Origin of the sequence: Pseudoalteromonas espejiana DSM 9414, assembly GCF_002221525.1 — a bacterium.
Lineage (GTDB): Bacteria > Pseudomonadota > Gammaproteobacteria > Enterobacterales > Alteromonadaceae > Pseudoalteromonas > Pseudoalteromonas espejiana.
In genome coordinates, this window is sequence record NZ_CP011028.1 from 2,211,402 (window position 1) to 2,224,503 (window position 13,102).

At 40.6% G+C, this 13,102-nt stretch carries 9 protein-coding genes; 3 read left to right on the top strand and 6 right to left on the bottom strand.

Annotated elements, in window-relative coordinates; genetic code table 11:
* Positions 1-16: 16 nt before the first annotated feature.
* The 5 genes from PESP_RS10075 to PESP_RS10095 all read right to left on the bottom strand — a co-directional run bounded on the left by PESP_RS10075 (position 17) and on the right by PESP_RS10095 (position 3,267).
* Complete coding sequence (locus PESP_RS10075; protein WP_089347915.1) at positions 17-472, bottom strand: GNAT family N-acetyltransferase; 456 nt, start codon at positions 470-472, stop codon at positions 17-19.
* 4 nt (positions 473-476) lie between these two features.
* On the bottom strand, positions 477-1,268 hold the full coding sequence (locus PESP_RS10080; protein ID WP_089347916.1) for an SDR family oxidoreductase: 792 nt from the start codon (positions 1,266-1,268) through the stop codon (positions 477-479).
* 84 nt (positions 1,269-1,352) lie between these two features.
* Complete coding sequence (locus PESP_RS10085) at positions 1,353-1,856, bottom strand: Mpo1 family 2-hydroxy fatty acid dioxygenase (protein ID WP_089347917.1); 504 nt, start codon at positions 1,854-1,856, stop codon at positions 1,353-1,355.
* Positions 1,857-1,927: 71 nt separating this feature from the next.
* Entirely contained in the window at positions 1,928-2,614 is a 687-nt protein-coding gene (locus PESP_RS10090; RefSeq protein WP_089347918.1) for a Crp/Fnr family transcriptional regulator, read from the bottom strand.
* Entirely contained in the window at positions 2,611-3,267 is a 657-nt protein-coding gene (locus PESP_RS10095) for a hypothetical protein (protein ID WP_245852061.1), read from the bottom strand. The genes PESP_RS10090 and PESP_RS10095 overlap by 4 nt, the downstream gene beginning before the upstream one ends.
* A gap of 567 nt (positions 3,268-3,834) precedes the next feature.
* On the opposite strand from PESP_RS10095, the gene PESP_RS10100 reads away from it, so the two are divergent.
* From PESP_RS10100 to PESP_RS10110, 3 genes are all read left to right on the top strand, one after another.
* A complete protein-coding gene (locus tag PESP_RS10100) occupies positions 3,835-6,804 on the top strand; it encodes a TonB-dependent receptor (protein WP_089347919.1) in 2,970 nt (989 codons plus the stop codon).
* A 95-nt stretch (positions 6,805-6,899) separates the two neighbouring features.
* A complete protein-coding gene (locus tag PESP_RS10105) occupies positions 6,900-8,450 on the top strand; it encodes a tryptophan halogenase family protein (protein WP_089347920.1) in 1,551 nt (516 codons plus the stop codon).
* Positions 8,443-9,930, top strand: a complete 1,488-nt coding sequence (locus PESP_RS10110; RefSeq protein WP_089347921.1) for a tryptophan halogenase family protein — start codon at positions 8,443-8,445, stop codon at positions 9,928-9,930. The genes PESP_RS10105 and PESP_RS10110 overlap by 8 nt, the downstream gene beginning before the upstream one ends.
* 387 nt (positions 9,931-10,317) lie before the next feature.
* Here PESP_RS10110 and PESP_RS10115 read toward each other — a convergent pair whose 3' ends face one another.
* Entirely contained in the window at positions 10,318-12,885 is a 2,568-nt protein-coding gene (locus PESP_RS10115; protein ID WP_089347922.1) for a glycoside hydrolase family 3 protein, read from the bottom strand.
* Between the last annotated feature and the right edge of the window lie 217 nt (positions 12,886-13,102).

Genomic DNA, 13,102 nt, shown 5'->3' on the forward strand with positions numbered 1-13,102 from the left:
TGCTCCTCCCCCCCTTTTAATAGGCATCACGATTATTTTTGCCATACACATTCTCAGGGTTTATTTGCATTAGCAATGCTGGGTTATCTATCGCTTTAAACCCATATTGCGCATAAAGGCCATGGGCATCAGAAGTGGCTAATAAAAAACGCCTAAGCCCTTGCAGATCAGGGTGTTCTACTATCGTTTTAACCAATAACTTGCTCAAGCCATTACCTTGCAAATCTGGGGCAATAAATACATCCGCTAAATAGGCAAAAGTGGCGTTGTCGGTTACTACGCGGGCAAAGCCAACTTGCTCGTTATGAGCGCTGTAAACACCAAAGCACATTGAGTTATCAATTGCTTTTTGCATTACGCTTTTAGGTATTCCTTTTGCCCAATAAGTTTGCGAAATAAATTGATAAATAACGTTAAAATCAAGCTTAGCTTTATTAGTACTCACTGAGTATTTTTGAATGTTAAGGCCCATTACTTTACCTGTAGTTAGCTTTAGCAGTCAGCTTATTAAAAAGTGCAGGAAAGAAGCGCTTAATAGTCGGCGCCCATCCACTAATTCCCTGCCCTATTACAACTTCATCTTTTTTATTGCTAATTGCGCTTATCATTTTTTTAGCGGCTAGGCTTACGTTCATGCCATTTTCTATTGAGTGCTCTGGCTTGTTTTGCGCTATGCCTTGCTCGTTTAACGAATTATGTGCAATGGCTGTTTTAATAGAACCTGGGCAAATAGTTAAGCAATGAATGTTGTGCTCAGCAAGCTCTGCACGCAAGCAATCCATAAAACCCACTACCGCATATTTTGAGCCTGAATAGCCCGTTCTAAATTTAGAGCCTACTTTACCCGCAACGCTACTAATAGAGACGATTGAACCGCTTCGCCTTGCCACCATAGTAGGCGCTACCGCTTTAGTGAGTGCAATGAGGCCAAAATAGTTAACTTCCATCAACTGGCGGTAAACATTAAATTCGTTTTCTAAAAATAAGCTGCGCTGCGATACCCCACCGTTATTAATTAAAATATCGATAGCAGGTAATGTGTCGAGTAAATCAGTAACCTGAGCCAAAACAGCCTCAGGTGCTGACAAATCAAGAGGCAAAATAAGGTGCCCATCGCCGTTTAAACTTTGCTTTAGTTCGTTAAGTTTATCAACGCTTCTAGCTGATAAAATAATGTTGGCGCCCAGTGCTGCAAACTGTATTGCGAGTTCCTTGCCAATACCTGACGATGCGCCTGTGATCCACACTGATTTATTTTTATAGTCCATGTGTTTAGCCTTTTTTATTTTGTCAGGTGCAAATACCCACCGTGTTAAGTTAATGCTTATTTATAAAAAGATTTACCCTTTATATTATGCCTTTGTGGGGCCTGCTATATCGTTAACTTCGTCTTCTAATTTTTTATAAAACCCCATTAAAAACAAAAGCTCAACAGTTACATACAACGGGCCAATAATTAAACCGATTAAATCATCTACAAAAGCCGGTTTTTTACCTTCGTAATAATGGCCAATAAACTGCAGCACCCAGCCAAATACAAACACGCCCACACCAATACTTAACCAAGGCCAAAAAGCCATAGCCGCTATAGGCTGCGCGGCAACCAGTAATAGTGTAAATAACACGCCCATAATAAACCCAAGCGAAAAGCTGAGCATAAAATAGTAAACCACCGATGCAAGTACAAATAGCTGTGCGCCATCTATAACTACACTACCGAGTGGAATTTGAATGCGTGCTAGCAAACACAGTGCAGCAAATACAATTAAAGGAATACCAAAAAAGTGGGTAAGAACATTTCGTTTTGAACGATGATACATGCCATATGTACCAAGTTGTTGTTGTAAGGTCTTCATGTGTGTGCCTTTTTAGTGTTTTTAATACTATATCAGGCTTTTAAAAAATTACTCTGTCGGGTAACCGACATTTATAAGTAGCAAAGCTGCTTTAATGCATTGGGATTTAAAATAGTTACTTTGTTATATCCCAGCTCAATTAAGTTTTCAGAGGCTAGCTTTTTGAGTATTTGATTGGCGGTTTGACGTGTTAGGTAGGTCATATCAGCTAATTGCTGTTGCGATAAATTAAGGGTATGGCCATGAGCGTTGGCTAAATGAGCACACAGTAATAAAAGTCGCTTTGCTACACGTTGATCTGCGCTTAATAAAGCGTGATCTTCTATTGTGGTAAACATAACTCGCAGTTTTTGGGCTAGTAACTGGCCAAAATCTTGCCAATAATGCGGATGCTGATTTAACAATTGCTCTAATGCGCGCTGTGGAATAAAACATAGCGCAACATCTGTTTGTGCATAAACATCGTGGGTACGCACACCTTGATCAAACAAAGTCACTTCACCAAACCAAAGCGAGGCATCAATAAAACTTAAAACCGCTTCTTTACCATTATTACTTACACCGCTGATGCGCATAACGCCGCTCAATACAGCATAAATGCCGTTGTGTTTATCGCCGCGTAAAAAAAGTGATTGGTGCGCACTCAGCGTTAAGCACTTTGCGTTGCTTAATAAAAACTGCTTTAGGTATTCGTCGCGCTCACAAAACCAGTGGCCTTGTGTAATCACATTAAGCTGCGCTTTGGTTAATCCGCTCATTGCATTGTATTTATATGAGGTTGTTGCTCAACAGCTAACGCTTTTGGCAGGTCTAAATTACTGGCTATTACAAAGTCGTTATAAGCTTCGTTACCCGAAAAAAACTCGGCAATAAGTGATTCATTTTTATATACATTGACAGTAACACCACTGCCCATGCCACCAGAATTTATTATGTAGTAGTAATAATTACCTTTATTAAAAAACAAAATGCTCTCGCCTACTTTCCCTATTTGGCGATAATAGCTACCAAATGGTTGTGCTTTAGTGGCTGTGTATTCTAAACCTACATTTTGCAAAGTACCATAACGATAGGTAATTGCAGAGTTATTATTAGCCACACATACAGATAAAATATTTGGAGTGGGTGTAAGTGTATAAGTTACTTTTTCACTTGGGTTTCGTATTACCTTTTGCATTTTTGCGTTTATATACGCTGTTTCACTGCGTTTACAGTGACTAGGGACTACCCCTTCTATCAGCCCATCCACTACAACTTGGGTGTCTTGTTTAGGTTTAGTCGGTAAATTAGCGTTAGAGTTTTGCGCCGCTATTGGCGCTTTGGTACTGCTAAATAATCCGGGGTCTTCATCGCAACCGTTTAAAAACAGCACAGGGATACAATAGCAAAAAGAGATCAATTTAAAACTCATACTAATTCCATCTAATACAACTTAATCTTAAAATAGCGACAAATCTGAGCAGTAGCAACCTTAAACAGCAGTTAGTTTTATAAATCATTTTTTGCACTACTTTGTGCAAATATTCTTTTACTATTTAGTGACTTATTTAATTATTATTTACACGTTTACTGGTTTATTTACGAACAATTCATAAACTAATTAATACTAGCCGTGCTGTTCTTAAAAACGGTATAGTTTTGCATTTTGCTAACGTTTTTTGCAGATAAATATTAAAGTATCTCCACTTTCACCTTCGCCCTTTCTATCTAACACAATAAATTAAGAGATAAGTCAAAGTGCAGGCTCCATTCACTTGGGTTTAAAACACAAATATAAAACAATTTGTTCTCATTTTGTTAAAACAAATATTGACCCGTTAAGAAAATTAAACTAGCATTTCTGGAAGCGCTTCCACAAAGGCGATTTTTAATTACCTTTTCTGGAAGCGCTTCCACACATTTGACAATGTTGTTAATTACACAAAAACAGTTCCATACTGGCTGTTAATAATAATGATAAAAGTACGAGGGAAACCGAATGGCTAACCATATTGTAAGAAAAACAAAGATAGCGACCAGCATATCTCTGATTTTAAGCGCATCTGTATCTTTAGAGTTGCTTGCACAAGAAGAAGCAAACCAAGACGTTGAAGTAATTCAGGTCACTGGCTTTAAAAGCAGTATTAAAGAATCAACTCGTTTAAAACGCGACGCAGCAGGTGTGGTAGACGCCATTTCTGCTGAGGATATTGGTAAGTTCCCCGATACCAATTTAGCCGAATCGCTACAGCGTATTACCGGTGTGTCGATTGATCGCTCAAACGGTGAAGGATCTAAAGTGACCGTTCGTGGTTTTGGCCCCGATTACAATATGGTAACCCTTAACGGTCGTTCTATGCCGGCAGCTTCTTTGCCAGCGGGTGGCGGTACACCAAGCTCTCGTGCTTTTGACTTTGCTAACTTAGCGTCTGATAGCGTTAAATCGGTAGAAGTATATAAAACAGGTAAAGCGAGTATTGCATCTGGTGGTATTGGCGCAACAATTAATATTAATACTGCCCGTCCGCTCGACAACCCTGGATTTGTTTCAAGTATTGGAGTTAAAGCACTTCACGATACAACTAATCGCGTAGGCGATGATATTACACCTGAGCTTTCGGGTATTATTAGCTGGACCGACAGCGAAGCTAAATTTGGCGCATCGTTAACGGCAAGCATGCAACAACGCGATAGCTCATCAACTGGCGCATTTGTAAATCAGTGGAATACATCGGCATATGACGGCACTATTCCTCAAGCGGCTGACGATATTGTACTTACTAACGCACCAGAGATTGGCCAGCTTTATTCAATGCCATCAGATTTGCGTTATACCATAGCCGACAGAGAACGCACGCGTACAAACGCCCAATTAACGCTGCAATATAGCCCTATTGATGACTTAACAGCTACGCTTGATTACACCTACTCTAAACAAGATTTATTTGAAGAGCGTGCTGAGCAATCAATATGGATGGATAACTACAAAAGCGCACTCACCTTTGACGACAACACTGTAAAAACCCCAATTTATTACCGAGAAGAACGCCGCGATCAACAAACTCGCGACTTAGGCTTAGCGTTTCAAGAGCTTAATCAAGTAAATAAAAATGACTCAATCGGCTTAAATGTAGAGTACTACTTTAACTCAGAGTTGAGCTTTATGTTTGATGCACATAACTCAGAAGCCACCAGTAAACCTGATGCGCCATACGGCAGCTGGGTTAATGCAGGCCTTGGCGCAAACGTAGTTAACGCACAAGAAGTGGACTTTAGCCGTGAGCTACCTTCTATGAGCATCGATTTTAACGACTGCCGTAGAGATAACTTAAATTGTAATAACACCTTAGATCCATCAGACGTGGGTACGTCTATTTTAGACTCAAACTTTGCAAGCCAAGAGTCTGAGGTAACCGAATTTAGGCTACATGGTAAATACGAGCTTGAAAACGGTGCAATTGACTTTGGTATAGAGTCTCGCTCTATGCAAAGCCATTCACTACAATCACTAACTCGTAACACTATGGGTAACTGGGGTATTGAAAACCCAGGTGAGCTGCCAGAGGGTTACTTAAACCCTACCAACTTTTTAGCTGAGTTTGATGATTACGATACATCAGGTTCATTTAATCAAGGGTATACGGGCAGCGCTTCACAAATAGGTTATTGGGCAGGCGAGCAATACGGCTTTAACTTTGCAGCCGATGGCGCATTTGCCACAAACCGCTCTATTGAAGAAGACATAACTGCCGCGTTCGTGCAATTTAGTTACACAGGTTACATTGGCGATATGCCCTATAACCTAGTTATTGGCGCACGCCAAGAGTCAACCGACATTACCTCAACAGCTAATATCGATTTACCAAATGCAGTAGCATGGGAAGGTAATAACGATTTCAATGTACGCTTTGGCTCAAACAAAGAAGATTTCACGCTTAAATCTAGCTACGATCACTTTTTACCAAGCTTAGACTTTGACATAGAAGTAATCGAAAACGTTAAAGCGCGCTTTTCTTACAGTACAACAATTGCCCGTCCAACGTATGATAACTTAAGCTCTGCCGCTACTGTGGGTGTACCTGGCGGTCCAACAATTTTGGCCGGTTCGTCGCCCGCCACGGCTTCAACTGGTAACCCTGGTTTAGTGCCGCTTGAGTCAGATAACATTGATGTATCGGCTGAGTGGTACTTTGCAGAAACAAGTTATGTGTCGGTTGGTTATTACACAAAAGATATCGAAAACTTTATTGGTTTAACACCCATGACGCAAAATTACTATGGTTTACGTGATGCAACTGCGGGCCCTCGTGCACAAGCTGCTATTGCAGAGCTGGAATCTCGCGGGTTAGCTATTACCGATTCAAACTTATTTCAAATGGTTGCCGCCACCGAAAATGGCGTAGATTTTGACTCTATGACCTACGAAGAGTTTGAAGCCGCATACGATGTTATTGCTAACAGCGATGACCCACTACTCGAATTTACGGCACAAGTACCTACTAACAATAAAAACGCCACTATTGATGGTTTTGAAATTGCATTTCAACACTTTTTTGGTGAAAGCGGCTTTGGCGTTCAAGCAAACTACACTACCGTTAATGGCGATATAGACTTTGATGTAAACGCAGACCCAACTACTACGCAATTTGCACTAGTGGGTTTAAGCGATACAGCTAACTTTATTGCTATGTACGAAAACGATGACTTTCAAGCCCGTGTTGCCTATAACTGGCGTGATAAGTTTTTAAATAGCGCTGCACGTTACGTTAACGAGCCAGGTTTTACTGAAGAGTATTATCAAATCGACTTTAACGTTGCTTACAACTACAGCGAACAGCTTTCGTTTTTTGTTGAAGGTATAAATATTACTGAGCAAAACAGCCGCGAACATGGCCGAACTTCAGTGCAATTATGGAACCTGCAGCAACTAGGCGCACGCTACAATATTGGTATGCGTTACAACTTCTAAAGGTAATACAAAGCAAAGCCGTTAGTTTTTACTAGCGGCTTTTTTGTATTTAAAACGATATAGTTTATGTGTTATCAAGTTTAGGGTTTTAACTCATGACCAAACCAATAAAAAAGATAGTCATTTTAGGTGGCGGCACAGCCGGCTGGCTAAGCGCGGGTTTATTAGCTGCTGAGCATCCACATTTAAGTGTCACGTTAATTGAGTCAGCAAATGTGCCAATACTAGGTGTAGGCGAAGGCACGTGGCCTTCAATGCGTAACACGTTGCAGCGTATTGGCATTAAAGAAATTGATTTTATAACCCAATGCGACGCCTCCTTTAAGCAAGGTTCTAAATTTATAAATTGGCGCAACCTCAACGAGGGAGAAAACTACTACCACCCTTTTATGAACCCTCAAGGCTACGAGCACACTAATTTACACGCAAGTTGGCAACGCATAGCGCCCACCCAAAAGTTTGCTGATGTAGTTAATATGCAGAGTTTTGTATGCCAAGCAGCGCTTGCGCCAAAGCAATTACAAACCCCAGAATATGCAGCCGTTACTAACTATGGCTACCACTTAGATGCAGGTAAATTTGCCGAGTTTTTAAAAAAACACTGTGTTAAACACTTAAACGTTACGCATATTACTAACGATGTAACCGAGGTTATTAATGACGATAAGGATTATATAGCCTCATTAAAAACCAATAATAATGGCAATATAACAGGAGATTTATTTTTAGATTGCTCAGGCTCTCGTGCGCGTTTAATTGGGGAGCATTTTAAAAGTGAATTTATAGCGCAAGATCATATTTTATTTAACAACAGTGCTATTGCTGCGCAAAGTCCTAACTCTCACCCTACTCAAAATATTGCCTCAGCAACGCTCTCTACTGCGCAAAGTAACGGCTGGATTTGGGATATAGCCCTGCCCACACGCCGTGGTACAGGTTATGTGTTTAGTAGTAAATACCAAAGTGATGAAAGCGCAACTGATACTTTAAAAAGCTATATAGCTAAAAGTACCAGCGAGCAACAAGCTGAGCAGCTTAATTACCGTGTATTAAAATTCAGCCCTGGATACAGGCAAAAATTTTGGATTAAAAACTGTGTTGCCGTGGGTATGTCGGCTGGTTTTTTAGAACCACTTGAAGCCTCTGCACTTGCCATGGTTGAACTTTCAATTAGCATGATAAGCGAGCAACTACCACAAAACCGCACGCATATGAGCCAGCTTGAAACACGTTTTAATGACCGCTTTAGCACACGTTGGGAACGTGTTGTCGAATTTTTAAAACTCCATTATGTGCTAAGCGAACGCGACGATACCCCCTACTGGCAAAACATTCGCGATTTAACAACTACACCAGAGCGCCTACAAAACTTACTTAAACTGTGGCAATTTCAGCCCCCTAGCCGCTTTGACTTTATTGAAAACGAAGAAGTATTTTCATCAAGTAGTTACCAGTATGTTTTATACGGCATGGGCTTTAATACACAAACACCTCAAGCACAAAACGCGTTTACCAGCGCACAAGCTGGCGATTATTTTTATCAGCAAAACCGTGAAAAAATAGCGCAATACTTAAAAGGCTTACCGAGTAACCGCGAGCTTTTAAATTATCTTTTATCTAATAATAGGCAGCCACATAATGACTAAAACAAATGCTGTTAAAAACGTAGTAATAGCGGGAGGCGGTACTGCAGGCTGGATGGCTGCGGCTGCACTTACAAAACTAATTGGCAAAAATATACACGTTACCCTTGTTGAATCTGACGATATTGGCACTGTAGGCGTTGGCGAGGCAACAATTCCGCCTATTCGTACGTTTCATAAATTGCTAGGTATAAATGAGCAATCTTTTATGAAAGCCACTCAAGCAAGCTTTAAATTAGGTATTAGCTTTGAAAACTGGGGCGATGAAAACACGCGTTATATTCACTCATTTGGCGTAACGGGCAAAGAATGTTGGGCGGGTGAGTTTCATCACTTTTGGCTACAAGGCAAAAATTTAGGAATAAACAACCCTTTTGGCGATTACTGTTACGAGCTGCAGGCGGCTAAAGCCGGTAAATTTGCGTTTAACCAACAAAACCCTATTAACTACGCCTACCATATGGATGCTACCCGCTACGCGCAGTTTTTACGTGACTTTTCAGAGCCATTAGGTGTAAAGCGTGTTGAAGGTAAAATACAAAAAGTAGTAAAAAATGCTAAAACAGGCCACATAGAATCATTACTTTTAAATAGTGGCGAGCAAATAAACGGCGACTTTTTTATAGATTGCACCGGCTTTAGAGGCTTATTAATAGAGCAAGCATTGCATACGGGCTACGAAGATTGGTCGCACTTATTACCATGCAATAGCGCCATTGCAGTACAAACAAAATCAACCAGCGATACCGTATTGCCACTTACCCGCTCTATTGCCCATAAAAGTGGTTGGCAATGGCGTATACCGCTGCAAAATCGTGTAGGCAATGGGTTAGTGTATTGCAGTCAATATATGGATGACGAACAAGCTAAAGCGTTATTGCTAAATAACATTGAAGGTGAAGCGGTTACTGAACCCCGTGTTATTAAATTTAAAACTGGGCGTCGCTTAAAAGGCTGGAACAAAAACTGCCTTGCGCTTGGTCTTGCTAGTGGATTTGTTGAACCACTTGAGTCCACCAGCATTCATTTAATTATGTCGGGTATTATTCGTTTTATGCGTTTATTTCCGTTTAATGGCATTACCAATCCCGCTATTGACGAATACAACAAACAACTTAAAAGCGAAATTGAAAATATTCGCGATTTTATTGTTCTGCACTACAAAGTAACTAATCGCTATGACAGCGAATTTTGGCAACACTGTAGCGCCATGGAAGTGCCAAAAACACTTAAGCATAAAATTGATTTGTTTAAACAAACTGGCCGTGTATTTTTAGACGATGGTGATATTTTTAGAGTCGACTCTTGGGTGCAAGTTATGCTTGGACAAGGTATTGGGCCTGAACAGCACCACTTAATAGCCAGCATGATGAACAATGAAGAACTCACCCGTTTTTTACACGGTATTAAACAGCAAATAGAACAGCGCGTTAGCCAATTACCGCCGCATCATGAATTTTTAAAACAATACTGCCCTGCTTAAAGCTCCTCTTTAAAAAAAGCCCTCATTAGGGCGCGTTGTTCTTTGGTGGTTGAATTTGCAGCAGTATGTTTGGTTTTTAGGCAAGGCAGAGCCTATGTAGTGTGGTTATTCCCCATAAATAGGCAATAACGTAGCATAAATGCCAAACATGCGCTGCCCGAAGGGTTCTGCCTAGGGGCGATAAACTCTTTGTTGCCTACATGGATTTAGGTAAGGGGCTTGAGCAGGACGCGGAAGCTTTGCTCGGTTTTTACTTAGCCCACTAGGTTATAAACCTCTCGCCGCGATTAAATTGCCCCTAGATTGAACAAATTTCAATCCACAAAGATCAACACGCCCTTAGGGCTTTGAGACAACACACAATAAACTTAACTTATAAACACGCTATTACTCACACTTTATTTTTGCTGTTTCAGCGCTTTGTGGTTTAAAGCTAATATCTGCAACTGAAACGCTAAACTTTCCTGCCGTTTTAATAATAAACGGGCTGGTTACTCTGGCAAAATCAACGCCCTTTTTAGCAAAACACGTTAAATCTATACTCATGGTTTGCCATGTATTTAAGGCTGAATTTTTAAGCTCATTAGTTATATTAAGCTCGCCACCACAGCCTTGCTCGCATTTCATACCTAGTTGTACTTGCTCTGTTGGCATTGTATTTATTTTATAGCTAAAACTAAGCGCTGAATTGGCCTCAATGTAAGCTACTTTGTCTTCAGTAAAGTTACTGTTAATTTCGATATAGCTTGCGTTAGAGCCTATAAAATTAAACGCCATCGCATCTTCTTGAATGGTTTTATCTTCAGTACGATAAGTAATGCCGCCAAGCTTTACACTGTTGCTAGCCACTTGATGCTGCTTGTTATTAGAGTTTAAAAACAAACGCCACGGCGTTTTAAAGCTACCATTAAATATAGACAGCGGCTCAAGGTTGCTTACATCAACACCTGAGTCTTCATTTAGGTTATTGGCAAGTGTACTTTTATCTTTATAGGTTAACCCAAATCCATAAGGTAGTAGCGGTGCATAATGTTCATCGCCCTTATTTACAGCCGTTTGTAGTGGCGATTTAGGCCAAGAGAACGATAACTTACCTTTAAAGTCATGTTGTACTTGCCCATTTACATCCGCTAGTAAAACATCAGCAACACCTTGGCCTTCAGTGCCAGGAAGCCATGCAGCTACAAACGCATCAGATGCATTTAGCTCGCTATTAACCCACATTGGTCTGCCCGATATAAACACAGATACAACCGGGATATTTTGTTGTTTTAACGCTTTTAAAATTTTAAGTGAGCGTTTATTACCTCGTTCAAACTCAAGGTTGTCTTTATCACCATGCCCCTCTGCGTATGGCTCTTCGCCAAATACAACAATGGCTACATCGGGTTTAGTATCAAACGTGCCATTTGGGCTTAAAATAGCGTTACCGCCTGCTGTATCTATTTGCGCTTTTAATCCGGCATATATAGAGGTGGCTCCAGGAAAGTCTTCATTTTTATTGTTGGTGCCTTGCCACGTAATGCTCCAACCGCCCGATTGTTTACCAATATTATTGGCCGCATCGCCTGCTATAAGTATATTGCTTGATGGGTTAATCGGTAATATATGGTTATTGTTTTTAAGCAGTACTAAAGACTCTTGCACCGCTTGGCGGGCAATATCACGATGAGCTGGCGCACCAATTAGCGCTAATTTACCTGAGAATTTACGCTTAGCGGGGCTTGGTTTTTCAAATAAACCTGCGCGTAATTTAACACGTAAAATACGCGCGACGGCATCATCTATTCTAGCCATAGGTATAGTACCCGCTTTTACTTGCGCTATTGTATTGTTATAAAGTGGTTTCCAAGCACTTGTAGGCACCATAAAAATATCAAGCCCGGCATTGACCGCTTGTGGGCAGCTTTCGTTAGTACAGCCAGCAACTTGCCCGTGGCCGTTCCAATCTCCCACTACAAAGCCATCAAAACCCATTTTGGTTTTGAGTACATCAGTAAGTAGGTATTTATTGCCGTGATTTTTTTTACCATGCCAGCTATTAAACGACGCCATAACAGACTGGCTACCTGCCGTTAAGCCACCTATATAACCTTGGGCATGTATGTTGTACAAATCTTTTTCGGTATCAATATTATTACCTTGATCGTCGCCATCCACTGTACCGCCGTCACCTAAAAAGTGTTTAACAGTGCTAATTACGCGTTTATCACTTAAAAAGTCGCCATCGGCTCTACCTTGTAAGCCATTTACAATAGCGGCTGAATACTCGCGAACAATTGCAGGGTCCTCTGAATAGCCTTCGTAGGTTCTGCCCCAGCGATCATCGCGCACTACAGCTACGGTAGGTGCAAACACCCAATCAATGCCTGTAGCCATTACTTCTACCGCTGTTGCCGCTGCAATTTGCTCTATAAGCGCAGAGTTATTAGCAGCACCCAAACCAATATTATGTGGAAATAACGTCGCACCAATGACGTTATTATGCCCATGTACGGCATCGGTGCCCCACATGGTAGGGATTTTACTGCCATCAAACGTATCATCAACCGATGCTTGATACATATTCTCTGCGAGCGCTATCCAATCAGCAGGAGTAGCATGCTTATTAGCATCAGGAAACGAGCCTCCACCATTTAAATAAGATCCAAACCCATATTTGCGCATATCTTCAACGGTTATATCGCGAATTTCTGGTTGGATCATTTGCGCTACTTTTTGCTCAAGCGTCATCGACTTTAAATAATCAGCAATTGTATTTTCAATCTCAGCGCTTTTTTGTACTTTGCTTTTAAGTGTTGGCCAAAGTGTTATATCGCCCTGCTCATGCTCCGAGGCGTTAATATGATTGTTACTAACTTGCGTTTGCTGTTTATTACAGGCTGTTAAAACGCATATTCCTCCCACTAAAAGGAGAAGTATTTTTAATGCTTTTGTGTTTAAGCTTTTTCTCATTGTTATGGACCTGTGTTGTCTGGGTGTGTTTTTATAATGTAATTTGCTTATTTAAATATAACTATTGACCTGTTTAACAATAGCCTCTAACCTAAATATGGAAGCGCTTCCTGAAAGTTATTTAATACTATACTCAGCGATTAATCAAATTAATTATGGAAGCGCTTCCAACTTTAACTTTATAAAAGCAAATTTACTAAAAATAAAGCAGGGGTTT